Here is a 25,585-nt window from a genome sequence, read left to right as displayed (position 1 = left end):
ACGCGTAAAAAAGCAGCTTACTTCCGCGCCAGTTGCACCTGATTTAGAACCAGTCCACCGCTGAAACGCCCGAAACATTCGGAAGTCAAGCTGCTGATATTACGGAATTAGAATAACTATCGAGCTTATCCAATAATGACCGAGCAAAAGACCTATCGCGCAACGTAATATCATTTACTATCCTGTATGAAATGGGCTAATTAGTCAAAAAATACATTGATTTATAGAAAATATCGGATTCAAGAATCTGATCTACGAGAAAGAAAATATGAATATCATCGACACCAAAATCCCCGAAGTAAAATTATTAGAACCCAAAGTATTTGGCGATTCACGCGGTTTTTTTATGGAAACATTCCGCGATAACTGGTTTCGCGAAAACGTCGCCGACCGCATGTTTGTGCAAGAAAATCACAGCAAATCCAGCAAAGGCGTATTGCGCGGTTTGCATTACCAAACGGAAAACACACAAGGCAAATTGGTTCGCGTGGTTTCAGGCAGCGTTTTAGATGTAGCGGTGGATATACGTAAAAGTTCGCCGACTTTCGGGCAATGGGTCGCAGAGGTTCTGTCTGATGAAAACAAACGACAACTGTGGGTGCCTGAAGGTTTCGCGCATGGTTTTTATGTGTTGAGCGACAGCGCGGAATTTGTGTATAAATGCACGGATTATTACAACCCAAACGCGGAACATTCGCTGATTTGGAACGACCCAACTGTTGGCATTGATTGGCAATTAGACGGCGAACCGAATTTGTCACCAAAAGATTTGGCTGGCAAAGTGTTAGCCGAAGCGGTTACATTTGAATAAACAAAAAGCAGCCTGAAAATGATTTTTCAGGCTGCTTTTTTATAATTGATAATAACAAAGGGATTGTATTTTCAGGCAACCTGAAAACCTTGCTAGTGCTATAATTAACCTTTCGTTTTTTCCGCCAAAATATCAAAATATGCTTATCGCACTCAACAAACCCTATGGCGTGATTTGCCAATTTTCAGCGCACGAAAAACATCGCAGCCTGAAAGAATTTGTCCCCGTTCCCAATGTTTACCCAGCAGGACGATTGGACACCGACAGCGAAGGTTTGCTTCTACTCACCGACGACGGCAAACAACAAGCCCGAATTGCCGACCCACGCAACAAAGTCACCAAAACCTATTGGGCGCAGCTAGAAGGCACGCCCGACGAAGCCAAACTCGCACTTTTGGAGCAACCGCTAGATTTGGGCGATTTTATCGCGCAGCCCGCACAAGTTCGCGTGTTAAGCGCAGACGAAGTGGCGAAAATCTGGCAACGCAATCCCCCTATTCGCGAACGCAAAACCGTTCCCGATTTCTGGGCGCAAATTCAAATTCGCGAAGGCAAAAACAGGCAAGTCAGGCGGATGACTGCCAAAGCAGGTTTCCCTTGTTTACGACTGATTCGTGTCGGCATTGGTCGCGTGAATCTGTTTGATTTGGGACTGGAATTGGGCAAATGGCAAGAGTGCCAAACTTTACCGTAAATTTTCAGGCTGCCAATTCAATTGCAGCCTGAAAACGTGAAAACCCGTAGGTCGGATACTCGTATCCGACACAATCGCAAAATGTCTATTTATTGAAGATACTATGAAACTACAACAAACCTTAACCCAACAAATTGAACAAGCCTTTGCAGCCGCAGGCATCGCAGGCAACAACATCGCCTTGCAACCCGCCAAAGACCCAAAATTCGGCGATTTCCAAGTAAACGGCGTAATGGGCGCAGCCAAAGCCAGCAAACAAAACCCACGCGAATTGGCACAAAAAGTCGCAGAAGAATTGCAAGGCAAAGGCGTGATTGCCACAGCTGAAGTCGCAGGACCAGGCTTCATCAACTTGCGCCTGTCGCCAGCATTTTTGGCAGAAAAACTTTCAGGCAGCCTGAAAAACGACCACTTGGGCGTAGAACAAGCCGCGACACCGAAAACCGTTGTGATTGACTATTCATCGCCAAACTTGGCAAAAGAGATGCACGTTGGACACTTGCGTTCTTCCATCATCGGCGACAGCATTGCGCGTGTATTGGGCTTTTTGGGACACAAAGTTGTCCGCCAAAACCACGTTGGCGACTGGGGGACACAGTTCGGTATGCTCGTTGCCTATATGGTTGAGCAGCAAAAAGACAATGCCACTTTTGAATTGGCGGACTTGGAACAGTTCTATCGCAACGCGAAAGTGCGTTTTGATGAAGACGAAAACTTTGCCAACACCGCGCGTGATTATGTGGTGAAACTGCAAGGCGGCGATGAAAACGTGTTAGCGTTATGGCGTCAATTTGTGGACATTTCTTTGAACCACGCCGAAGCGGTTTATCGCAAATTGGGTTTGCTGCTGCAACGCGATGATGTGGCTGGCGAATCTAAATACAACGATGATTTGAAAAACGTGGTGGACAAACTGACTGAGCAAGGCTTGGCAGTGGACGATAACGGCACAAAAGTGGTGTTTTTGGACGAGTTTGCCAACAAAGATGATGAACCTGCGCCGTTTATCGTGCAGAAAAAAGACGGTGGTTTCTTGTATTCCACAACGGATTTGGCGTGCGTGCGCTATCGTGTGAGCCAGTTGCACGCAGACCGCATTATTTATGTGGTTGATGCGCGTCAGTCTTTGCACTTCCAACAAATGTTTACGGTTTCGCGCAAGGCTGGTTGGCTGCCTGAAAACGTGTCGGCAGAACATATTGGCTTTGGCACGATGATGGGCAAAGATGGTAAACCGTTCAAAACGCGCTCGGGCGACACGGTGAAATTGGTGGAATTGTTGGACGAAGCGGTGGAACGCGCGTTGGCGTTGGTGAAAGAGAAAAATCCTGAATTGTCCGCAGAAACGGCGGCGAAAATCGCTCACGCAGTCGGCATTGGTGCGGTGAAATATGCGGATTTGAGCAAAAACCGTAACAGCGATTATGTGTTTGATTGGGAAAATATGTTGTCGTTTGAAGGCAATACTGCGCCTTATTTGCAATATGCTTACACGCGCGTGCAAAGTGTGTTCAAAAAAGCAGGCGATTGGAATGTTCAGGCTGCGATTGTGTTGCAAGAGCCTTTGGAACAACAGCTTGCGGTGGAATTGCTGAAATTTGAAGATGTGTTGCAAAGCGTGGCGGAAACGTCTTTCCCACATTATTTGGCGAACTATTTGTATCAGTTGGCGGCGTTGTTTAGCCGTTTCTATGAAGCGTGTCCGATTTTGAAAGCGGAAGGCGATGTGCGCGATAGTCGTTTGCAGTTGGCGAAATTGACTGGCGCGACGATGCAGCAGGGTTTGGCTTTGTTGGGGATTGAAACGCTTGATGTGATGTAATTTTTTGGCAGCCTGAAAGTTTTTTCAGGCTGCTTTTTGTGTATTTGCAGCCTGAAAAACGAAAGGAAACTTTTATGAACCGTATTTTACTAATGGGATTATTATTCGCCACTTCAACGGTTTACGCGCAAACTTCGGCGCAAATCGTGCAGAAATTTTATCCAAACTATTCAAATAAATTGAAATGCCGTATCGCGGAAACGGAAGACGGCACTTATTGTATGCGCGTTTTGAAAACGGAAACGCGTACCACGTTGCAAGGCAAGCTGATGTATTTATTGTTCGGTGGCAATTTTGTGAATACGGACGAGTGGAAAGAAGAGCCAGTTCACGCGGCTTCGGGTTCGGCTGGCGTGTTTGTGTTGCGCGAAAAAGCGGCGAATGATTGGGAATTGGTGGCAGCGTCGCCAAACAATACGGTGGGTTCATTTGGGACTGCGCCTGCAAAATCAAAGTGGTCGTTCCGTGAATTTGGCAAAGACAAATGGGGCTTTTTAACCACGCACAGCGATGTTCATCAGGGGCATTCAGGCAGCCATTATGTGATTTTGGCGCACGATGGCGGCAGAAAAATTGGCGCAAGTTGGTTGGGCGCAAACATTGATGATACGGGTGCGTATGGCGCGGATTGTGAATATGCGCCCAGCGAAGGTGATACGCCTACTGTGGCGGAGCGTCGTAAATGTATGCGGAAATTGAAAAGCGCGGAAAGCAGCCTGAAAATTTTGCCAAATGGGAAAACGGTGGGCGGTTTTTATCCGCTTCAACTGACTTTGTCGGGGAAATTAGGCAGCAAAACATATCGCAATCAAGCCTATGTTGTGCCGTTTAATGCGGCAAAAGGGCAATATGTTGCACCGAAAAATTATCCATTATCGGATATAGATTATTGAATAATTGATATAAGGCCGCAGCCTGAAAAGTTTTCAGGCTGCCTTTTATGTTAAAATCGCGCCTTTGAATTTTGACAGACGAAAGAAGTTTTTATGAGCTTAAAATGTGGCATCGTTGGTTTACCAAATGTCGGAAAATCTACTCTTTTCAACGCTTTAACGCAATCTGGTATTGAAGCAGCAAACTACCCATTCTGCACGATTGAGCCAAATGTCGGCATCGTGGAAGTGCCTGACCCACGCATGGCGGAATTAGCGAAAATCGTCAATCCACAAAAAATGCAGCCTGCAATCGTGGAATTTGTAGACATCGCTGGCTTGGTGGCGGGCGCAAGCAAAGGCGAAGGTTTAGGCAACCAATTCTTGGCAAATATCCGAGAAACAGATGCGATTGTGAACGTAGTACGTTGTTTTGATGACGATAATATTATCCACGTTGCGGGCAAAGTGGACCCAATCGCGGACATTGAAACGATTGGCACAGAATTGGCGTTGGCGGATTTGGCGAGCGTGGAAAAAGCGGTTTTGCGTGAGGGCAAACGTGCAAAAGCTGGCGATAAAGACGCGCAAAAATTGGTGGCGATTTTGGAAAAATTGTTGCCGCATTTGAATGAAGGTAAACCTGTTCGCTCGTTTGGCTTGGATAAAGAAGAAATGGCGTTGATTAAACCATTGTTTTTATTGACGGCTAAACCTGCGATGTATGTCGGCAATGTGTCAGAAGACGGCTTTGAAAATAATCCGCATTTGGCGCGTTTGCAAGAATTAGCAGCGAAAGAAAATGCGCCTGTGGTGGCAGTTTGCGCGGCAATAGAAAACGAAATTGCGGAATTAGACGCAGACGAGAAAGTGGAATTTTTAGCGGAAATGGGCTTGGAAGAACCAGGCTTGAACCGCTTGATTCGTGCTGGTTATGACTTGCTTGGCTTGCAAACGTATTTCACGGCTGGCGTGAAAGAAGTTCGCGCGTGGACAATCCACAAAGGCGACACCGCTCCGCAAGCGGCTGGCGTGATTCACACGGATTTTGAACGCGGCTTTATTCGTGCGCAAGTGATTGCTTATGATGATTTTATTGCACTGGGCGGCGAGGCAAAAGCGAAAGAAGCGGGTAAAATGCGCGCGGAAGGCAAGGAATATATTGTACAAGACGGAGATGTGATTCATTTCTTGTTTAATGTGTAATATAACAAATGGTTTTCAAATCAGTACTACGCGTATTATTGCCTTGTTTTGATTTGAATTTAACATTATATTTTCAGGCTGCGTTTTATCTCACAAATGCAGCCTGAAACTTTATCCTAATATTGTTTTAATTTTTTACCCACAAACTTCGCAGCCTGAAAAATGACCGTTCACGCCCCACAATTCACCCCCGAACTCCTCCAATATCTCCATCAAATCAGTGAACCCGAACACCCTATTCTCGCTCAAATGCGCCAAGAAACCGAGTCGCACCGACTGGGCAAAATGGCAATCGCCCCCGAACAAGCCGCCTTGCTGACATGGCTTGCACGACTCATGCGCGTAGAAAACTACCTAGAAATTGGCACATTCACAGGCTACAGCAGCACCGCCATGGCACTCGCGCTGCCTGAAACCGCCAAAATCACCTGCTGCGACATCAACGTAACCTTTACCGACATCGCACAGCAAAACTGGCAACGCGCAGGCGTGTCCCACAAAATCACGCTGCACCTACAGCCCGCCATCATCACGATGGACGAAATGCTTGCCAACGGCGCAGCAAATAGTTTTGACATGATTTTCATCGATGCCGACAAACCTCCTACCCCGCATTACTATCACCGCAGCCTGAAACTCATCAGAAGCGGCGGCATCATCGCCATTGACAACATTTTGCTTAACGGACGAATCATCAACCCCGTTAGCGAAAATAGCCCAGCCAGCCACGCTATTTTGCGCCAATTCAATGCCGAATTAGCCCAAGACCCAAGAATCGTCACACTCACCGTGCCGCTAGGCGACGGCTTAACCCTAATCCTAAAAAAATAAAAACATCATGCAAACCAAAACCCTACTCCCCACACTCATCGCATTCAGCCTAAGCGCATGTAACACAATCGCCCCAAATAGCAGCCTGAAAACCCAAACGCCTACCCCTGTTTACGAAGAAGAAAAGCCCGAAGCCTCAATTCCCTATCCCACACCCTCGCACCAAGAAGAATACGAACAGCTTGCCATGCAAGTCGCCAAACTTGAGCAAAAAGTAGAGCAGCTACAAACCCGCGTGCACCAGCTAGAAAAACGTCCAGTGGCCCAGCAGCCCACAAAAAAGCAATCCAAACCCCAAACCCAAAGAACCGCCGCGCAACCCACCATCACCCTATCCGACCCACTCGTAAACCTACTAGAAACCGCCCAGCAGCAATATAAAAAAGGCGATTACCGCGCCGCCACCCAAACCCTGCACGACGCAGACTCAGGCGGCGACGGCAGCCACACCGCACAGCAAGCCATGTATTTATTGCTGCAAAGCCACCAAAAACTCAACAACTGCCAAAGCGTCATCAATATCGGGCAACGCTACGCCACCCGATTTTCAGGCAGCAACACCGCCGCCGAAGCCTTGTATAGCGTAGGCGAATGCCAATGGAAAATTCAACAGCAAGACATCGCCAAAGACACATGGCGCAACCTGCAACGCAGTTATCCCAACAGCAGCGCAGCCAAACGCGCCCAAACCAAATTAACCAAATACCCCAAAATGGAGCGTCGGCGGCTCGCCGACAAATCCAAAAAGTAGCCTGAAAACCCTCAAATCAAGAAAGTAATCCCATGAACATTCTCATTTCAAACGACGACGGTTACCTATCCCAAGGCATCGCCCTACTCGCCCGAATTGCAGGCGAATTTGCCAACGTCCGCGTCGTTGCTCCCGAAAGCAACAAAAGCGGCGTCAGCAACTCTCTCACACTAGAAACCCCCCTCAAAATCCGCAGCGCAGAAAACGGCTTCTATTATGTGAACGGCACACCCACCGACTGCATACACATCGGCTTACACGCCCTCAAAGATTTCAAACCCGACCTAGTGTTATCAGGCGTAAACCACGGCGCAAACATGGGCGACGACACCCTCTATTCAGGCACAGTCGCCGCCGCCACCGAAGCCTATCTCATGGGTATTCCAGCCGTAGCCTTCTCGCTCAACAGCAACCACTTCAGCCAATACAGCAACACCGTAGAACGTGCTGTATGGGCAACTTTGCGCCACCTACTCAGCCAGCCGCCGCGCAACCCAATCCTCTGGAACATCAACATTCCCGCGGTGCAGCCTGAAAAACTGCAAGGACACAAAATCACACGCTTAGGACGACGCCACCATATACAAAACGTTATCCACAGCACCGACCCACGCGGCAGCGACATCTATTGGATAGGACCCGCAGGCGACATCGCCGATTTTGAAAGCGACACCGATTTCGCCGCTTGCGAAGCAGGCTACATCAGCATGACGCCGCTACAAATCGACCTGACCGCCTACAACCAACTGCATGAACTCAACCATTTTTGGCACGATTTAGAGCTTTAAAAAACAAAATGCAGCCTGAAAAACTTTTCAGGCTGCCATTTAATACACGACACAAAATGGAGCGTCGGCGAGCCGCCGACGCTCCAAAATAAAAATTGTCATGTACTATAGTTGATGCAATTATTTTTAAGACAAGGCGACAACGCTCGCCGTGTACGCATAGTACATAAGGGCGTTGGTAACGCAGTATTATAAAGATAAGTGCATTAACTATAAAAAGCTGCAAAAAGGAACAACCCATGCCCACCCAAAGAGAATGGCTTACCCAACACATCGCCAACCAATACGGCACAGAACCCGAATACCTTTGGACAAAACACCCCGATTACGCCGTATATCGCCACAGCAGTAACCGCAAATGGTTCGCCATCATCATGCGCGTTTCAGGCAGCCAAATCAGCTTAAGCGATGTGGACGAACTCGACATCATCAACGTAAAATTGCCGCCCGAATGGATAACCCAATTAAGCGGACAACACGGCTTCGCCCCAGCGTATCACATGAACAAAAAACACTGGCTCAGCGTCCGATTAGACAACACGCTGCCTGAAAACCAAATCTTAGATTTACTGAAAACCAGTTTTGCACAAACCCAGTAGGGTGCGCCCCGCGCACCAAAATCTTCAGGCAGCCTGAAAATCCCCAAACCCACAAAGGAACACAATGTTTAAAACCGCCAAAGAATTCAGCTTTGATATGGCACACATGCTAGACGGACACGACGGCAAATGCCAAAACCTCCACGGACACACCTACATCTTACAAGTCGAAATCACAGGCAGTCTGCATGAAACAGGCGCAAAAAAAGGCATGGTAATGGATTTCGCCGACCTAAAAGCCCAAGTCAAAACCCACATTCTGGACAAGATGGACCACGCCTTTATCTACGACACCACTAGCGAGCGCGAAAGCCAAGTCGCCCAGTTACTCAATCAACTCAACTCCAAAACCTACGGCATTCCCACACGCACCACCGCCGAAGAAATGACACGCCACATCTACAACGTATTAAAAACCCAAGCCCAGCTCCCCATTTCCCTCGTCCGCCTATGGGAAACCCCAACCTCATACTGCGAGTACAGCGAATGACACACCAGCCCACCTACAGAATCGTCGAAATTTTTGAAACCCTGCAAGGCGAAGGCTACAACACAGGTATGCCCAGCATTTTCATTCGCTTTGGCAAATGCAACCTCGCCTGCCATTGGTGCGACACCAACTACAACGAATTTGGCACAATGAGCTTGTCGCATATTTTGGACAAAGTACATGGTTTCACAGCAAAAAACATCATCATCACAGGCGGCGAACCCACCATACAACCCCAAATAGAAACCTTGCTAGACCAACTCAAAGCAGAAAACTACTACATCGCAATAGAAACCAACGGGCTGAAAGACGTACCGCCGCAAATCGACTACATCGCTACCAGCCCAAAGCGTTTATACGCCCAAGCCTATGAAAAAAACTGCATCAAAAAAGCCCACGAAGTCCGAATAGTCGTCGATAGCGAAGAAACAGAAACCTTCTGCCACCAAGTCGAACAAAAAATTCAAGCCGACCGCTACTACCTCTCCCCGTGTGAAATCAACGGCAAAATGAACCTACTCGAAACCATCACTTTGCTTGGCAAACTCAACGAGCGCAGCAATACACCCCACTGGCAACTCAGCATTCAAACTCATAAACTATGTGGCATTGAATAACTTTCAGGCAGCCTGAAAACTCCACACAAGGAAATACCATGTCCGCCCACAACCATTCTCACGACCACCACACAGAAAACAAAAAAATCCTGCTGATTTCCTTTGCCGTGATTGCAAGTTTCATGCTGGTAGAAGCCGCCGCTGGCTGGTTAAGCAACAGCTTGGCATTGCTTTCGGACGCAGCTTCATTAGCATTAGCTTTGCTCGCGTTTAAATGGGCAGAAAAAGCCGCCAATTCGCAAAAGAGTTTCGGCTATCAGCGCGTGGAAATTTTAGCGGCGGCACTCAATGGCTTAACGCTCGTTATTATGGCAGCGTGGATTATTGTTGAAGTCATTATTCGGGCGTTTAAACCCGTGACAGTTTCCAGCACGGCGATGCTGGTTGTGGCAGTGTTGGGTTTGCTTGTGAACACGCCGCTTGCGACCATGTGCATGAACATTGATTTTTCAGGCTGCCTGATAGCACACAACAGTTTTTCCGTAGGGTGTACCCCGCGCACTATTTTTTTAATCAAATCAATATTTCAGGCTGCCTGAAGATTTTGGTGCGCGTGGCACACCCTACTAATGACGTGTTTTATCGTGTACTCAAAAGCAGCCTGAAAAGTTTAACCCTTATCAAATATAGTGAATTAAAATCGCAATGATACAGCGTTGCCAACGTCCTTATGTGCTATTCGCACACGGCGGACGTTGTCGCCTTGTCTCATTTTTATTTTAATTCACTATAGTTATCAAGTTAAAGCTGTTTCAGGCTGCATAAATCCGCTACAATCTTATTATTTCTTAACCTTTCCAAACAAAATGAAAACCAAGTTACTCAACATCGCCGCCAAACTTTTCCGTGGCGGTTTATATTTGTTTGTGGCATTCATCACAGGCATACGCCCCAAATTTGACGGCGATATTCCCTTTGCCACAGAAAAAAAAGTCTATTTTGCCAACCACAACAGCCACGGCGATTTTGTGATGGTGTGGATTTCCCTGCCCAAACGCTGGCGCACCATGGCTCGCCCCGTTGCAGGCGCAGATTATTGGCTCAAAGGCAAATTCCGCCGTTTCATCAGCAACCGCGTTTTCAATGGCTTGCTGATTATGCGCAACGGCAACGACCCCAAATCCATCACCAAACAAATGTCAGACGCGATTAACGAAAATTCATCGCTGATTATCTTTCCCGAAGGCACACGCAACACCAGCGACGATATTTTGCTACTGCCCTTCAAAAGTGGTATTTACCACTTGGCAAAAGCCAACCCCGAAATCGGCTTCGTCCCCATTTGGATTGACAACATCAAACAAGTCTTACCAAAAGGCAAACTCGTCCCCGTTCCCATGCTCTGCGATGTGCATATCGGCAACGAACTCTTTTTGCAGCCTGAAGAATCCAAAGACGATTTCTTGCAACGCGCGCGCACAGCCATGTTGGATTTAGTACCACCAGAGAAAAAAGTACAATATAAGGAGGGGACAGTATGAATTCAGGTTTCTACTTACCCGTGTTAGCAGGCATGGTGTTTTTTGGCATTTTCATTTTGCTCGGCATTGCCGCTCTGCTGGGAAAATGGTGGGAAAAACGCCACAACGGCGCACGTCCGCCCCTGTTAAAACAATACCAAGCACGCGTTTATATGTGGTGGACGACCTCGCTGATTTTGCTCGTTGCCTCATGGTTTGGGCGCGGCGGTATGATTGCCCTCACATTTGTCGCATCGTTTGCCGCCCTACGCGAATTTATGACCCAAATCTACCGACATCGCGGCGACCACAACGCCGTTGCAACGTGTTTTTATATTTTGCTGCCGCTGCAATACTATTTCGTGTCGATTAACTGGTTCAGCATGTTCACCATTCTGATTCCCGTGTACGCCTTTTTATTGCTGCCAATTATCGTGCAATTATCAGGCGAAACCGCGCATTTCTTTGACCGCACCGCCAAATTGCAATGGGGCTTGATGATAACGGTTTACTGCCTATCGCACGTCCCTGCGCTGATGAGTTTGCCAATTAAAGGCTTTGAGGGTTATCACATTTTGCTTGTTTTGTTTATGCTTGTCGTCGTGCATACAGGCGATATTATTTACTATCTATGGCGACACACAGGCGGCAAACAAGGTAATCGTTCCGTGCCAATGGGCGCTATTCTCAGCATTTTGGTGGCGACTATTTTGGCAATGTGTCTGTATTGGATTACACCGTTTAATCCGTTTCAGGCTGCTATGGTGGGCACAGTGTTAAGTACCGTTGGCTTTTTTGGTAGCAACGTCATGCGTCAAATCAAACGCAGCGTTGACGTTCGCCATTGGGGCAAAGACACCACGCGCGGCGCAGGCAATGTATTAGACCGTGTGGACAGTTTGTGTTTTGCCGCACCGATTTTCTTCCACTTGATTCGTTATTATTGGACATGAAACCAAACGCAGCCTGAAAACTATTTTTCAGACTAAAATTTATGCAAACTGCCATTTAGTAGGGGCAGGGTTTATCCCTGTCCTTTTGCTATTTTCAGAAAAAATAAAAATTTCAGCAGGTTAAAAATTGGACAAGGATAAACCTTGTCTCTACCAAATAAATATTTCTTGGTTTTACAAAGATTTCAGGCTGCGTTTACTCTTTCTCAAAAAACAAAATTGCGTTAAAATTGCGCGTTTTACATCCACCCCTTTTATTGAAAGAAACACAATGAAAACAGCACAAGAATTGCGCTCAGGCAACGTATTTATGATTGGCAGCGACCCTATGGTTGTGCAAAAAACCGAATACATCAAAGGCGGTCGTTCATCAGCTAAAGTAAGCTTGAAATTGAAAAACTTGCTGACTGGCGCAAACAGCGAAACCATCGTAAAAGCAGACGACAAATTTGACGTAATCATCTTGTCTCGCAAAAACTGCAAATACAGCTACTTTGCAGACCCAATGTACGTATTCATGGACGACGAGTTCAACCAATACGAAATCGAAGCAGAAAACATCGGCGACGCATTGCAATTCATCGTTGATGGTATGGAAGACGACTGCGAAGTGACATTCTACGAAGGCAACCCAATCTCTGTTGAATTGCCAACTATCATCGTTCGCGAAGTAGAATACACTGAACCTGCTGTTAAAGGCGATACTTCTGGTAAAGTGATGAAAACTGCGCGTTTGGTAGGCGGTACTGAAATCCAAGTGATGTCTTACGTTGAAAACGGCGACAAAATTGAAATCGATACACGCACTGGCGAATTCCGCAAACGCGCTTAATCGCTAAAAAATAAAAAGCAGCCTGAAAGATTTTTCAGGCTGCTTTTTTATATGGCTATACAGTATATACAAGAAAAAAGAGAGTAAGTTTTAAAACTTACTCTCTTTAGCGATTTGGTGCCCAGGGTCGGACTCGAACCGACACACCTTGCGGCGGGGGATTTTGAGTCCCCTGCGTCTACCAATTTCGCCACCTGGGCTTGCTTGGAAAGATTCGAATTATACAGCAGTTTTATTTTTTGTAAACTAATCAAACCTTAAATATATTTAACATTTTGTTTCAAAATAAAATTTAATTTTCTCATTTCTCTTTCAGGCTGCCTGAAAATAATTACCACACTGATTTAAAAGCAAAAACCCTTTTCTTCAACAATAGAAACCGTTATAATACGCCAAATTTCCCAATTACCCCTGAGAAATGACCCAAGCGGTCATTTTTTTGTTTATATAGACTATAGAAATTAAATAAATCATGGAAGTACAAAATATTTTAGATACAACTTTACCAGGTTTGGGCTACGAACTGGTAGATTTTGAATTAACTGCACAAGGCACTTTGCGCGTGTTTATCGACAAAGAAGGCGGCATTACCGTTGAAGATTGCGCCACAGTGAGCAACCACTTAAGCCGCGTGTTTATGGTGGAAGACGTGGACTACAAAAACCTAGAAATTTCCAGCCCAGGTTTAGACCGCCCACTGAAAAAAGCCAGCGACTTCGTGCGTTTTTTAGGCAGCATGGTTAAATTGAAAACCCGTTTACCCGTGGACGGTCAAAAAAACTTTATCGCTCGTCTCGATTCATTTGATGAAGCAACGCAAACCATTCACTTGTCGTTTGACGGCAAAGTGGCTGCGATTGAATTGTCTAATGTGGACAAAGCGCGTATTAAACCCGAATTTAAATTTTAATCACAGGAGAAATTCCGAATGAGTCGCGAAATTTTGCAACTTGCTGAAGTGTTGGCGAGCGAAAAACGAGTAGATATTGACGTGGTATTTGAAGCTTTGGAAACGGCTTTAGGCATTGCGGCAACCAAAAAAGCTGACCGCGAACAAATGAACTTGGCGGTGCGTATCAACCGCGAAACAGGCGATTACGTTACCGTTCGCAAATGGTTAATCGTAGAAGATTTGGACTACACCTATCCTGAATTGGAAAAAACAATTGAGCAAATCCAAGAAGAAATCCCAGGTATTCAAATTGAAGTAGGCGATTACTACGAAGAAGAAATCCCGAATGAAGCGTTTGGTCGCCAGGCTGCACAAACAGCGAAACAAATTATTCTGCAAAAAATTCGTGATGCAGAACGTGAACAAATCTTAAATAACTTCTTGGCAATTCGCGAAGACGTGATTCTCGGCACGGTAAAACGTGTAGAACGCCACGGCATTATTGTGGAACTTGCGCCAAAATTGGACGCTTTGATTCCACGCGAAGAAATGTTGCCACGCGAAAACTTCCGTGGCGGCGACAAAATCCGCGCATTGTTCTTGAAAGTGGAAGAATTTACAGGCGGTCGCAAACAAATCATGATGACGCGTTCATCGCCTGAATTTTTGAGAAAACTGTTTGAATTGGAAGTGCCTGAAATCCGTGATGGCATTTTGGAAATCCGTGAAGTGGCGCGCGACCCAGGTCAACGTGCCAAAATCGCAGTTCACACCAACGACCAACGCATCGACCCACAAGGCACTTGTATCGGTGTACGCGGTTCGCGCGTGAATGCTGTGTCTAACGAAATCGGTGGCGAGCGCATTGACGTGGTGCTGTGGGACGAAGATACGGCACAATTTGTGATTAACGCACTGTCGCCTGCACAAGTGAGCCGCATTGTGATTGATGACGAAACCAATTCAGTTGATGTGATTGTGAATGAAGACCAACTAGCTTTGGCGATTGGTCGTAGCGGTCAAAACGTGCGCTTAGCAGCAGAATTGACTGGCTTGCAGTTGAACATTATGACTGTGAAAGAAGCAGAAGAACGCGATGAAGCGGAAGACAACGCTGCTCGCGAATTGTTTATGACGCAATTAAATGCTGATGAAGCAACCGCAAACGCATTAGTACAAGAAGGTTTCACAAGCATTGAAGAAATCGCTTATGTACCTGCTTCTGAATTGGCAGAAATTGAAGGCGTGAGTGAAAAAGCAGCAGAATCTTTGCGTGCGACTGCGCGTGAAGTGTTGCTGAAAGCGGCTCAAGAAATAGAAGAAAAATTGAGCAATGTGGCTGATGATTTGCGCAATTTAGAAGGCGTTGATGAAGATATGTTGAGCCACTTGGCTGAGGCAAACATCAACACGCGTGATGACTTGGCTGAGTTGGCGATTGATGAATTGGTAGAAATCACAGGCGTAACGGCTGAAGAAGCGGAAAAAGTGATTATGGCTGCGCGCGCTCACTGGTTCTCTGAAGACAATGCAGAAACTTCGGAATAAGGATAAGAAATATGAGTAATACACCAAAAAAACCTGTTGTTGAACACAAAAAACGCCGCTCTGCCCCTTCAAAAGAAGAATTGGTGGCAATGTTGCAGGCTGAAAAAGATGGCAAAGACGTTTCAGGCAGCCTGAAAGAAGAGCCCGTTGTTGAAGCGGTTGCGCCACAACAACCGCAGCCTGAAAACAATGCGGCTGAAGAAGCAGAACGCGCGGCAAAACGTGCAGCGGCTGAAGCAGAAGCAGCGCGTTTGAAAGCAGCAAAATCAGGTAATAAACCTGCAAAAACTGAAGAAAAACCTGTTGCAGAAGCCACTCCAGCGCAGCCTGAAAAAACACAATCACATCCTGAAAAACCTGCTGAACCAAAAGAAAAACGCAATCGCAATCGCAATCGCGGCGGCAAAAACAAAGACAAGGCAAAAGAAGCAACGCCTGAACCTTTACCAACGCCTGTTGAAGTGGTAAGCGCAGAAGAAGCGGCGCGCCGTGCGGAAGAAGCTGAACGTGCAGCGAAAATGCGTGAAGCCCAAGAAAAATTGCAACGCGAAAAACAAGAACGTGCGGAACGTCAAGCACGCCGTGAAGAAGCGAAACGTCAAGCGGCTGAAGAAGCGCGTTTGGCTGCTGCTGCGAAAAAAGACGGTAAAGACGGCAAAGGTCAGCGCATTGCGAAACCAAGCGAAGAAAAATTGGCTCAAAAAGCGCAAGAAAACAAAGCCGCAAAAGCCAATAAACCTGCGGAAAAACCTACTAAATCTTCAGGCAGCCTGAAAACGGCTACTGAAGCCGAAAATCCAAGCAGCGGCAGTCGCAAAAAAGAAGACCGTCGCCATAGCCGTGATGAAGACAATATGCCACGCGGTGGCGGCAAAAATGCCAAAGGCAAAGGTCGTGATAGCCGAAATGGTGGCGATGATGAACGCGTACGCGGTGGCGGCAAAAAAGGTAAAAAATTGAAACTTGAGCCAAACCAACACGGTTTCCAAGCGCCGACTGAGCCTGTTGTGCATGAAGTTTTAGTGCCTGAAACCATTACCGTAGCCGATTTAGCGCACAAAATGGCGGTTAAAGGCGTGGAAGTTGTGAAAGCCTTGATGAAAATGGGCATGATGGTAACGATTAACCAATCGCTTGACCAAGACACCGCGCTGTTGGTCGTGGAAGAAATGGGACACATCGGCAAACCTGCGGCGATTGACGACCCTGACGCATTCTTGAATGAAGAAACGAAACACAATGTAGAATCTTTGCCACGTCCGCCAGTTGTTACGGTAATGGGACACGTGGACCATGGTAAAACGTCGCTGTTGGACTACATTCGCCGCACAAAAGTGGTAGCTGGCGAAGCAGGCGGTATTACGCAACACATCGGTGCGTATCACGTTGAAACGCCAAAAGGTGTGATTACGTTCTTGGATACGCCGGGGCATGAAGCGTTTACTGCGATGCGTGCACGTGGTGCGCAAGCGACTGACATCGTGATTTTGGTGGTAGCAGCCGATGACGGCGTGATGCCGCAAACGATTGAAGCGATTGCCCACGCAAAAGCGGCTGGCGTACCGATCGTGGTGGCGGTAAACAAAATTGATAAAGAAGCGGCAAACCCTGAACGTATCCGCCAAGAATTGACGCAACATGAAGTTGTGTGCGATGAATGGGGCGGCGATGTGCAATTTGTTGATGTATCTGCGAAAAAAGGCTTGAACATTGATAAATTATTGGAAGCGGTATTGCTGGAAGCGGAAGTTTTGGAATTGACTGCGCCAGTTGATGCACCTGCAAAAGGCTTGATTGTGGAAGCACGTTTGGACAAAGGTCGCGGCGCGGTCGCCACTTTATTGGTACAAAGCGGTACTTTGCGTAAAGGCGATATGCTGTTGGTGGGTTCATCATTCGGTAAAATCCGTGCGATGAGCGATGAAAACGGTAAGCCAATTAACGAAGCGGGTCCGTCTATTCCTGTGGAAATTTTGGGTTTGTCGGACGTGCCAAAAGCAGGTGAAGACGCGCTGGTGTTGGAAGACGAGAAAAAAGCGCGTGAAGTGGCTTTGTTCCGTCAAGGTAAATTCCGCGACGTGCGTTTGGCGAAACAACAAGCGGCGAAATTGGAAAACATGTTCAACAATATGGGCTGCGAACAAGCGCAAAATCTGCCAATCATTGTGAAAGCGGACGTGCAAGGTTCTTACGAAGCACTTTCAGGCAGCCTGCAAAAATTGTCTACCGATGAAGTTCGCGTGCAAGTGTTGCATAGCGGCGTGGGCGGCATTACTGAAAGCGATGTGAACTTGGCGATTGCGTCGGGCGCGTTGATTATCGGCTTTAACGTGCGTGCTGATGCGTCTGCGCGTAAGTTGGCGGAAACGGAAGACGTGGAAATCCGTTACTACAACATTATTTACGATGCGATTGACGATGTGAAAGCTGCCATGAGCGGTATGTTGTCGCCTGAAGAGAAAGAACAAATCACAGGTACGGTGGAAATCCGTCAAGTAATTTCGGTTTCCAAAGTCGGCAATATTGCTGGTTGTATGGTTACAGATGGCTTGGTGAAACGCGACAGCAAAGTGCGCGTTATCCGTAATAATGTGGTGATTCACACAGGCGAATTGTCTTCATTGAAACGCTACAAAGACGACGTGAAAGAAGTGAAACAAGGCTTTGAATGCGGCTTGATGATTAAAAACTTCAACGAAATCATGGAAGGCGACCAGTTGGAATGCTTTGACGTGGTGGAAGTGGCGCGTACGCTGTAATAAACAAAAGCAGCCTGAAAATAGTTTCAGGCTGCTTTTTTTATATCAAAAAAACGCGATTGGAAAGAGTCAAATTTCAATCGCGTTTTTTCCCATTTTCAGGCTGCCTGAAAATTATAGTTAATTAAAATAAAAATAGGACAGTAGTGCATCTGTCAAATTATCATAACTAGGCAAAATTGAACGCATATATTTCTTAATATTTGCCCATGTTTTTTTCTATTGGATTTAATTTAGGCAAATAAGGTGCAAGCGGTAGCATTTTATGCCCCAAATGATGCGCCATTTCTTGCAGAATACCCATTCTATGAAATCTAGCATTATCTAAAATAATCAATGACTTTTCGGGTAAATTGGGCAATAGCATAGTTTCAAACCATGCTTCAAAAAAATCACTGGCATAAATTCAATGAGATATTTTCAGGCTGCCTGAAAAACAAAAGCAGCCTAAAAATCTTTCAGGCTGCTTTCCATTTAACCATAAACCAAATGGCTGGCTTTGCCACGGAATACCCAGTAAGCAAAAATACTGTAAGCAATAATACACGGCACGGTAATACTCACGCCAATCAGCGTCACCACCAAAGTCGGCACGCTCTCCGCCGCTTGCCAAACGGTTAATTGACCAATCACCGCATTTGGAAACAGGCTAATCCCCAAACCCATCGCGCACAAAATCAGCGTAGCGATGATGTAAGCAAACGGTTGCCAAATGCGTTGCTGCAAAATTTCAGGCTGCCGCAGCAAGCGAAACACACGCCACAAGCAAAACGCCGCCACTAACGGAATCGGCGCAAGCAACAACATATTCGGCATAGAGAACCATTTTTCTGCCACGTGCGGACTTACCCAAGGCGTTGCCGCGGAAATCAGCAGCAAACAGAAAACCACAGGATACCAAGATTGTTGCGCCCACGTTCTGGCTTTTTCTTGCAACGCACCTTCTGTTTTGGCGACCAACCAAGTTGCACCCAGTGCCACATACACGGCAGGCACGGTAAACATAATCGCCAGCGCAAAAACATACGCGCTCAAGTCAGTTGCAAAGCCCGTAATATAACGCCCCAACATCCAGCCTTGTGTCAAAGCCATGCCAGCCGAACCCAGCACAAATGCGATGTTCCATAATTCTTTATAAGCGTCATCGGCTTTCACGCGGAAATCAAACGCTGCACCGCGAATAATTAGTGCAAACAACATAAATGTGGCAGGCAGATACAAATTGCCTAAAACAACCGTGTTCGCTTTGGGAAAGGCGATAAACAACACGCCCGCGCCCAACACCAGCCATGTTTCATTTGCGTCCCAAAATGGACCAATGGAACCAACCATCGTATGCTGTTCCTCTTTCGATGCGCGGGGCAGCAACATACCTACGCCCAAATCGAAACCGTCCAGAATCACATACACCGTCATCACAAAACCCAGCAAGCCAAAGAAGACTAAGGGTAACCAGTATTCCCAATTCATGATTTTACCTCCTCATGTTCAGGGTGTTCCGCCATGTGTTTAATCACCATCACGTAAGACAGCAAAATAAACGCATACAACAAAATATATAGCACCAAAGTTAAGCCCACATCACTCGCAGGCACAATTTTTGTTACCGCTTCCGAAATCGGCAAAATACCGTAAACCAAAAATGGCTGACGGCCAATTTCTGTTACATACCAACCAGCTAAAGTCGCTACCCAGCCTGAAAACGTCATCGCCACAAATGTGCGCAGCAACCAAGGCGACAATTTTTCAGCCTGCCATTGCACTTTGCGCAATTTCCACCAACCTAACCAAGCAGTCAGCAGCATCAACATGCCCACGCCCACCATAATGCGGAAAGAATAGAACACTGGCGCAACAGGCGGTTTATGTTCAAATGCGCTCAAACCTTCAATTTTGCCGTTCAGTTCATGTGTCAAAATCAACGAACCGAGTTTGGGAATTTTGATAGCGTAATCCGTGGTTTGTGTTTTTTCGTTTGGAATACCAAATAACGTTAAAGCCGCTCCCTCTTCTGTGTGCCAAACAGCTTCAATCGCTGCTAATTTAGCCGGCTGATATTCTTTGGTATTCAAACCATGCGCGTCGCCAGCAAAAATCTGCAACACAATCGCCACCGCTGCCACGCTCACGCCTGTTTTTAGGACTTTATTTGTGGCTTCTGTTGCTGTTTTCTTCAGAATTTGCCACGCTGAAACGCCCATCAATAAAAACGCTGCTGTCAGCGCAGAAGCTAACAATTTATGCGTGAAACGATACGAGAAAGATGGGTTAAAAATCACTTCCAGCCAGCTTTTCACGTGCAAGACTTTTTGGTCGTCAATCCAATAACCTTGCGGCGTTTGCATAAACGAATCCAACGCCAAAATCCAAAACGCAGAAATGGTTGTCCCCACAGCGACCACTGTAGAGGCAATCATATGCACTTTTTGGCTGACGCGTTCACGCCCAAACAGCATAATCCCCAAAAATCCTGCCTCTAGGAAAAACGCTGTGAGCACTTCATAGCCCAGCAATGGGCCTGCGATATTGCCTGCTCGTTCCATAAAGCCAGGCCAGTTAGTGCCGAATTGAAAACTCATCGTTACCCCAGACACCACGCCCACGGCAAATGTTACCGCGAAAATTTTTGCCCAAAAGCGATAAGCCTGTAGCCAAGCTGCATCGTGTGTTTTGCCTGCTTGATGGCGGAAATAAACCACAAACCACGATAAAGCAATGGAAATAACTGGAAATAAAATATGAAAACTGATATTCACCGCAAACTGAATGCGGCTGAGCATAAGTGTATCCATAGTTCTCTTTCTAAATAAAATAAGTGTTGCAATATTTTCAGGCTGCTTTTGAATAAAAATAGCCTGAAATTTATTTTTTGAAAAAAATAATGCCATCAATACCCAAAAATACTCGATATTATTGGCTGGAGAGATTATAAACGGCGGAATAGATACGCCATTTTATTTAATCTAAATGGCTGTGATTGATAATACAAAAGCAGCCTGAAAGATAATCTTTCAGGCTACTTTTTTTGAGATTGATTAGGTCGTGTTGAACATTCATAGCTTGAGCCATTGATACGCAAGGGCTAGAGCGACATTATTTTCATAATTTCGCTTTAGTTTATCAAACCGTGTAGCAATAGCTCGGTAGTTTTTAATTTTGTTAAATTGGTTTTCTACAACATGGCGACATTTATATAAATGCCAGTCCATGTGATGATTACCTTTTTTCTTGTTATTTGATTTTACTGGTATATTTGCATGAGTATCTTCAGCTTCAATTTGTTCACGAAAAGGTTCTGAATCATAACCCTTGTCTGCACACACTATTGATGTTTCCGAATGGTAAGGTTTTTTGTAGAAATTAAATTTTACTCATTCGCCATTTTTTTATCTAATCAATTATGGATACTCATTTTTTAAATGAAATGTCCACACGGCCTAGTTATCTAGGACAGCCCCATAATTTTTTGTCGTGTACTTAAAGGCAGCCCGAAATGCTTAATCACGTAGGTCAGATTCTTGAATCCGACAACTTTTCAATTTTCTAAGCAAATTGAATTGCGTGCGGAATTTAAAATGTCGGATTCAAGAATCCAACCTACGGCTACTGCGAAGTTGCGGAAACGTTTTCAGGCAGCCTATTCATTTTTTAGCAAAAATAAATAGGCTGCCTGAAAACGTTAATCCATAGCTTTGACTTTGCTTTCAATAAAGGCGATTTCGGCTTTGCTTAAACCGTATTTTTCATACAATTGGCGGTCAATGTCGGCAATAGACGCAGTCCAGTCAATGTCGCTTTGGGCGGTGAAGTCTTGCAGGGGAATATCAGACCAAACAGGCACAGGATTATCTTGCGTAATTTTTTGAATACCAAGCAATGCTCGTGCAAATTTAGTTTTGATATATTTAGCACAATTTTCCGCTTCAGCTTGAGAATTAAACATACCAATTCGCAAAAATGTAGGCGTAGATGTTGCATTGCGATGACCAATTAAAGGCTCGCTCAATGTTTCGCCAAATTGTCCTGATGCCATACTTTTCGGCACAAATACCTTATAAAAACCAATATTGTTATTATCAGGTCGGCGTGTAGTTAAAAATGCTTTTTCTATCCAGCCTGAAACACGTTTATTGTTTACAACACCAACAACTTCATAAAAATCATCGCTGTTTGTTGGTTTTTCAGATTGAAACGCATACGACAAAACATCAAGCGTTGATGTAACAATTTCATTATCTGAACCTGATGCTAATTGTTCAGGAATTGTTCCACCTTTATTTCTTGCTGTTTCTTGAATAGCATTTAATAAATCAGCTTTCGCATTTGGATATGCTTTATGAAATTCTTGATTCATCAAGAAATCAGCACGTCCGCCAATCATAATTGAACTAAATGAAATAAATTCAGATTGATGAATACGGTTATACAAATTCCGAATTTCATTGGTTTTAATGAATTTTTTAATTGCTCCAAATTTTTTATTTGCATTGCGATAAACAACAGCAACACCGCCTTTAATATCGGTTGTTGGAAATACTTTGCTTGCGTCATCTTCATAAAATAAAACTTTCAGATGTTCATCATCAAGCATTTTTTGATTCCATTGTTTATTCGTCAAACCCCTATCAAATAAAAATCTAGCTGGGCTAATCAATGCGGATTGATTAGCGATTTTGAACGATAAATCATAAAAATGCGGATAAATCGGTGTTTTACGATTGTTCGTTGTTTCTTCGTCTTGATACGGCGGATTGCCGACTACAACATCAAATTTCACTTCTTTTCCTAATTTTTCGGTTAAGGCTGCCTGAAAACCTGCCACGTCATTCGCCATCGCGTAAGGCGTGGTATCCAAATTCATCAGATTTTGGCTGCCGATGTTTTCCATATTGTTCAAGCCAAACATAAATTGCCGTGCAATGCGATAAATAATTTCGCTGGGCGCAAATCCATAAACTTGATTTTCTAAAATGTGTTTGAGCCGTTGCGCGTCATCGGGAATTTGATCTTTCAAGCCAATATGCAAGCGTTTCACAATCTCGGTGAGATACAAACCCGATTTGACATATAAATCCGCAAATTTGGTTTCAGGCTGCCTGAAAACATTGGGGTTTTCGGCTTCCAGTTTGTCAATTATCATTTTCATGACTTTTTTGGGCGTGTAAATTTGGTTGTTTTGTTGCGGTGGAATGTAGTCAAAAATGTCTTCGCGTTGGTGTTCGTCAAAATAGTTGGCAAGCGTTTCGCGTTTGTTGAGAAATTCTTGCACGGATTGGTTGAAGACGATTTCATCAAAAAATTCATATTCATCACGCAACAGGCGAAATTCGTCCAATGTGATGTTGGTAATGGCGTGGAATACGTCCGCGTCAATGCGTTCATCAAAATTGTTGAGTTGCGTGTCGCGGTCGCCATACGCCATGAGAAACGCAGGAATGGTGCGTGTGAAGCTGCGAAGTTGTTTGCGAAATTCGTCTTCTACGGTGTTTTGCTTTTTGTCTTCGGCTTGTTGCAATATGATTTGCGTGGTTTTGGCGGTTTGCACTTGGGTTTGTTCAGCAACGGTTTGGGTGATTTTTTGCACAGTTTGTTGCTGAATTTCTTGTTTTTTCACTTCGTAGGCTGCCTGAATTTCGGCGAGCTTTTGCGTGTCGCTTGGCGCAATTTGAGCAACGGCTTTTTGGTAAACGGTTTCGGCGGTTTTTTGCTCAATGTCGGCTTGGCGTTGGACGATTTCAATTTCTCGCGCCAAGACTTGTGCTTGTGCTTTAACCACGTTTTCGGCGGCTTTTGGCGTGATTTTGACTTCTTTGGCGAGTGCTTTGGCGTTTTCGGTTACTTGTTGGGTAAATTGTTGGGCAATCGCGGTGGCAATGTTTTCAGGCGTTTTGGTAATAATTTGTTCGGCGGCTGCCTGAATGTTGGCGTACACTTTTTCGCCAAATTTCGCTGCGGTTTGGACGATGACGATTTCAGGCTGCACGATGGCTTTGCCGTTTTCGTCAATTTCTACGTTTTGGGTGTCAATTTCGCTGGCTTGACGAAGTTTGCCATCTTCGTAAGTCGGGATTTTTTCCAAAATGGCGCGAACGGCTGGCGATGCAAAAATGCCTGATACGTTTTGAAACAGCAGGTTGGACATAAATCCACGCCGTACCACTTCGTTGGCTTTCAGCATTTTGGGAATGGTCATGATTTGATTGACATCTAATTCAACCATTTTTCCGTTGCTGTCTTCACCAATCACGGGGAAGAAGTTGAGTAGCTGTTGAATGTTTTGGCTGCGTGTTTCGCTTGTGCCTTTGCCGTTGCTGGTGTCGCTGGATAAATCGTTGGCAAATTCATCGTAAATAATGAGTGTGCGTTCGGGCGCGAAATCAAAAACGTAGGCGTTTTCTTTTTGGTAATTTTTGCCGTTAATCGTGTATTGCCATGGATTTTGGGCGCGAAAGGCTGCCTGAATGTAGTCGCTTGATGATTTCATGTTGGAAAGCATCAAAACGGCAGTCCATTCGGGTACGGTTACGCCTGTCGTGAGTTGTCCGACCGATAGGGTAATGGTTTTGTCGTACTTGGCAATGGCTTTTCTGACGCGGTCTAGCGATTTTTGGTTGCTCGCTTCGCTCATGTCTTCGTCTAGGCTACGTCCATCGCCAGCCGCTAAAATGATTTCGTAATTTTCAAAAACGGGGTGGTCTTTGAGTAATTTTTCCAATGCCTTAGCACTGGCTACGCGGTTGAGTAACCAAAACGTGTGTTTCAATTCATCGCGCAATGCTTTGGTGGAAAAGGGGTATTTTTCGTTTTTTGTAAGTGTGTCTAGCCATTTATTGACATCGGCTTCGTGAATGAATTTGCCGCTATCGTTTGTCGCAAAAAATTCATTTAAATCAAATGCGAAATCAATATTTTCGCCGTCAATATTTGCGCCTTGATTCACTTGGTCGGTAATCATTTGGCTCATTTGATACGAAAATAGGTTTAGGCGTGGCAAAGCGGCGTAGGGGTTGTTTTGTTCGTTTTCGGGATTCCATTCGGCTTTTTTGCGTTGTTCGTCAGCGTATGTCCAGTTGAAAATTTCGTCTTGCTGGAATTTGTCTCGCGCAATCGCTTTAAATGGTGTGCCTGATAAATGGAGCGTGAAATTGCGTTTGATGTTGTTGAACGCAACATCGGTTTTTAGGGTGTCCACGCCTTCGTGGGCTTCGTCAATAACGAGTAAATCCCAGTTCATTTGGCTAACCCAATCCAATTTGTCGTGTTGTCCGTCAAAGCAAATTGCGCCTTTTAAATCTTGTAGTGAGATAAAGGCGAGCATATTTTGTTTGCCATTTTTGTGCTGATTTAAAAAATTATCGCGTGTCATCACAGAGCGATTTTTCAGCGTGTCGGCGGTGGACACAAAAGCAAAATCGGTTTGCCATGCGATGAATTTTTCAAAATCGTCAAACCATGAGTTTGCAATGGCTGGGCGGTTGGTTACGATAAGCACTTGGGCGGCTTTGAGTTCGCGAGCCAAATCGTAAGTGGTCAGCGTTTTGCCAAAGCGCGGTTTGGCATTCCACAGAAATTTGCCGTTTGGGTTTTCTTGGAAATAGGCAAGCGTTTGAGCAACGGCTTCGCGTTGTTCTTCGCGGAGTTGGTAATCGTCATTTTTGGC

Annotated in this window: 22 protein-coding genes, 1 tRNA gene and 3 pseudogenes; 18 read left to right on the top strand and 8 right to left on the bottom strand. The window is 45.5% G+C overall.

Features of this window, described 5'->3' with window-relative positions:
- The first annotated feature begins 268 nt into the window (after nucleotides 1–268).
- The 15 genes from rfbC (at nucleotide 269) to efp (ending at nucleotide 12,726) form a co-directional block, all read left to right on the top strand.
- Nucleotides 269–811, top strand: coding sequence for a dTDP-4-dehydrorhamnose 3,5-epimerase (rfbC, locus tag QEO93_RS10105; RefSeq protein WP_032137784.1), 543 nt, complete (start codon nucleotides 269–271; stop codon nucleotides 809–811).
- Nucleotides 812–950: 139 nt separating this feature from the next.
- Nucleotides 951–1,505, top strand: coding sequence for a pseudouridine synthase (locus QEO93_RS10100; protein ID WP_032137785.1), 555 nt, complete (start codon nucleotides 951–953; stop codon nucleotides 1,503–1,505).
- A 103-nt stretch (nucleotides 1,506–1,608) separates the two neighbouring features.
- A complete protein-coding gene (argS, locus tag QEO93_RS10095) occupies nucleotides 1,609–3,327 on the top strand; it encodes an arginine--tRNA ligase (protein ID WP_032137786.1) in 1,719 nt (572 codons plus the stop codon).
- A gap of 74 nt (nucleotides 3,328–3,401) precedes the next feature.
- Nucleotides 3,402–4,220 carry a hypothetical protein gene (locus QEO93_RS10090; protein ID WP_032137847.1) on the top strand — a complete coding sequence of 273 codons (819 nt, stop codon included), beginning with the start codon at nucleotides 3,402–3,404 and terminating at the stop codon, nucleotides 4,218–4,220.
- A 93-nt stretch (nucleotides 4,221–4,313) separates the two neighbouring features.
- Nucleotides 4,314–5,405, top strand: a complete 1,092-nt coding sequence (gene ychF, locus QEO93_RS10085) for a redox-regulated ATPase YchF (RefSeq protein ID WP_032137787.1) — start codon at nucleotides 4,314–4,316, stop codon at nucleotides 5,403–5,405.
- Nucleotides 5,406–5,567: 162 nt separating this feature from the next.
- Nucleotides 5,568–6,236 carry an O-methyltransferase gene (locus QEO93_RS10080; protein ID WP_032137788.1) on the top strand — a complete coding sequence of 223 codons (669 nt, stop codon included), beginning with the start codon at nucleotides 5,568–5,570 and terminating at the stop codon, nucleotides 6,234–6,236.
- 7 nt (nucleotides 6,237–6,243) lie between these two features.
- Nucleotides 6,244–6,987 carry a tetratricopeptide repeat protein gene (locus QEO93_RS10075; RefSeq protein ID WP_044250394.1) on the top strand — a complete coding sequence of 248 codons (744 nt, stop codon included), beginning with the start codon at nucleotides 6,244–6,246 and terminating at the stop codon, nucleotides 6,985–6,987.
- 32 nt (nucleotides 6,988–7,019) lie between these two features.
- Nucleotides 7,020–7,775, top strand: coding sequence for a 5'/3'-nucleotidase SurE (gene surE, locus QEO93_RS10070; protein ID WP_032137789.1), 756 nt, complete (start codon nucleotides 7,020–7,022; stop codon nucleotides 7,773–7,775).
- Between the two features lie 239 nt (nucleotides 7,776–8,014).
- Nucleotides 8,015–8,374 carry an MmcQ/YjbR family DNA-binding protein gene (locus QEO93_RS10065; RefSeq protein ID WP_032137790.1) on the top strand — a complete coding sequence of 120 codons (360 nt, stop codon included), beginning with the start codon at nucleotides 8,015–8,017 and terminating at the stop codon, nucleotides 8,372–8,374.
- Nucleotides 8,375–8,438: 64 nt separating this feature from the next.
- The gene (queD, locus tag QEO93_RS10060; protein WP_032137791.1) at nucleotides 8,439–8,864 is read left to right on the top strand and encodes a 6-carboxytetrahydropterin synthase QueD; all 426 of its coding nucleotides are present in this window, start codon (nucleotides 8,439–8,441) and stop codon (nucleotides 8,862–8,864) included.
- The gene (locus tag QEO93_RS10055) at nucleotides 8,861–9,481 is read left to right on the top strand and encodes a 7-carboxy-7-deazaguanine synthase QueE (protein WP_032137792.1); all 621 of its coding nucleotides are present in this window, start codon (nucleotides 8,861–8,863) and stop codon (nucleotides 9,479–9,481) included. The genes queD and QEO93_RS10055 overlap by 4 nt, the downstream gene beginning before the upstream one ends.
- A 38-nt stretch (nucleotides 9,482–9,519) precedes the next feature.
- Entirely contained in the window at nucleotides 9,520–10,020 is a 501-nt protein-coding gene (locus QEO93_RS10050) for a cation diffusion facilitator family transporter (protein WP_081907012.1), read from the top strand.
- Nucleotides 10,021–10,287: 267 nt separating this feature from the next.
- A complete protein-coding gene (locus tag QEO93_RS10045) occupies nucleotides 10,288–10,962 on the top strand; it encodes a lysophospholipid acyltransferase family protein (protein WP_032137793.1) in 675 nt (224 codons plus the stop codon).
- On the top strand, nucleotides 10,959–11,894 hold the full coding sequence (locus QEO93_RS10040) for a phosphatidate cytidylyltransferase (protein WP_032137794.1): 936 nt from the start codon (nucleotides 10,959–10,961) through the stop codon (nucleotides 11,892–11,894). The genes QEO93_RS10045 and QEO93_RS10040 overlap by 4 nt, the downstream gene beginning before the upstream one ends.
- Nucleotides 11,895–12,165: 271 nt before the next feature.
- Nucleotides 12,166–12,726 carry an elongation factor P gene (gene efp, locus QEO93_RS10035; protein WP_032137795.1) on the top strand — a complete coding sequence of 187 codons (561 nt, stop codon included), beginning with the start codon at nucleotides 12,166–12,168 and terminating at the stop codon, nucleotides 12,724–12,726.
- A gap of 115 nt (nucleotides 12,727–12,841) precedes the next feature.
- On the opposite strand, the gene QEO93_RS10030 is transcribed toward efp, so the two are convergent.
- Nucleotides 12,842–12,926, bottom strand: a tRNA-Leu gene (locus tag QEO93_RS10030).
- Nucleotides 12,927–13,198: 272 nt separating this feature from the next.
- Here QEO93_RS10030 and rimP point away from each other — a divergent pair.
- Genes rimP through infB form a run of 3 tightly spaced genes read left to right on the top strand, consistent with a single transcriptional unit; the run spans nucleotide 13,199 to nucleotide 17,925 of the window.
- A complete protein-coding gene (rimP, locus tag QEO93_RS10025; RefSeq protein ID WP_032137796.1) occupies nucleotides 13,199–13,636 on the top strand; it encodes a ribosome maturation factor RimP in 438 nt (145 codons plus the stop codon).
- Between the two features lie 18 nt (nucleotides 13,637–13,654).
- A complete protein-coding gene (gene nusA, locus QEO93_RS10020; protein WP_032137797.1) occupies nucleotides 13,655–15,166 on the top strand; it encodes a transcription termination factor NusA in 1,512 nt (503 codons plus the stop codon).
- Nucleotides 15,167–15,177: 11 nt separating this feature from the next.
- Nucleotides 15,178–17,925: a translation initiation factor IF-2 gene (gene infB / locus QEO93_RS10015; protein ID WP_032137798.1), complete on the top strand. Its 2,748-nt coding sequence runs from the start codon at nucleotides 15,178–15,180 to the stop codon at nucleotides 17,923–17,925.
- A 120-nt stretch (nucleotides 17,926–18,045) separates the two neighbouring features.
- Here infB and QEO93_RS10010 read toward each other — a convergent pair.
- The 7 genes and pseudogenes from QEO93_RS10010 to QEO93_RS09980 all read right to left on the bottom strand — a co-directional run.
- Nucleotides 18,046–18,316, bottom strand: a pseudogene (locus QEO93_RS10010) (transposase); the annotation flags it as partial.
- 83 nt (nucleotides 18,317–18,399) lie between these two features.
- Nucleotides 18,400–19,395 carry a cytochrome d ubiquinol oxidase subunit II gene (locus QEO93_RS10005; protein ID WP_032137799.1) on the bottom strand — a complete coding sequence of 332 codons (996 nt, stop codon included), beginning with the start codon at nucleotides 19,393–19,395 and terminating at the stop codon, nucleotides 18,400–18,402.
- Nucleotides 19,392–20,717 (bottom strand): cytochrome ubiquinol oxidase subunit I, encoded by a 1,326-nt coding sequence (locus QEO93_RS10000; protein WP_032137850.1) that lies wholly within the window; start codon nucleotides 20,715–20,717, stop codon nucleotides 19,392–19,394. Before QEO93_RS10000 ends, QEO93_RS10005 begins: the two co-directional genes overlap by 4 nt.
- Nucleotides 20,718–20,978: 261 nt before the next feature.
- A pseudogene (locus QEO93_RS09995) lies at nucleotides 20,979–21,260 on the bottom strand (transposase); the annotation flags it as partial.
- Nucleotides 21,261–21,604: 344 nt separating this feature from the next.
- Nucleotides 21,605–22,831: an Eco57I restriction-modification methylase domain-containing protein gene (locus QEO93_RS09990; protein ID WP_431606462.1), complete on the bottom strand. Its 1,227-nt coding sequence runs from the start codon at nucleotides 22,829–22,831 to the stop codon at nucleotides 21,605–21,607.
- Between the two features lie 2,268 nt (nucleotides 22,832–25,099).
- Nucleotides 25,100–25,510: pseudogene (locus tag QEO93_RS09985) on the bottom strand (DEAD/DEAH box helicase family protein); the annotation flags it as partial.
- The gene (locus QEO93_RS09980; RefSeq protein ID WP_268864932.1) at nucleotides 25,456–25,578 is read right to left on the bottom strand and encodes a hypothetical protein; all 123 of its coding nucleotides are present in this window, start codon (nucleotides 25,576–25,578) and stop codon (nucleotides 25,456–25,458) included. The gene QEO93_RS09980 and the pseudogene QEO93_RS09985, both read right to left, overlap by 55 nt.
- Between the last annotated feature and the right edge of the window lie 7 nt (nucleotides 25,579–25,585).

Origin of the sequence: Kingella negevensis (assembly GCF_030177895.1) — a bacterium.
Classification (GTDB): Bacteria; Pseudomonadota; Gammaproteobacteria; order Burkholderiales; family Neisseriaceae; genus Kingella_C; species Kingella_C negevensis.
This window is presented reverse-complemented; position numbering and strand designations above follow the sequence as displayed.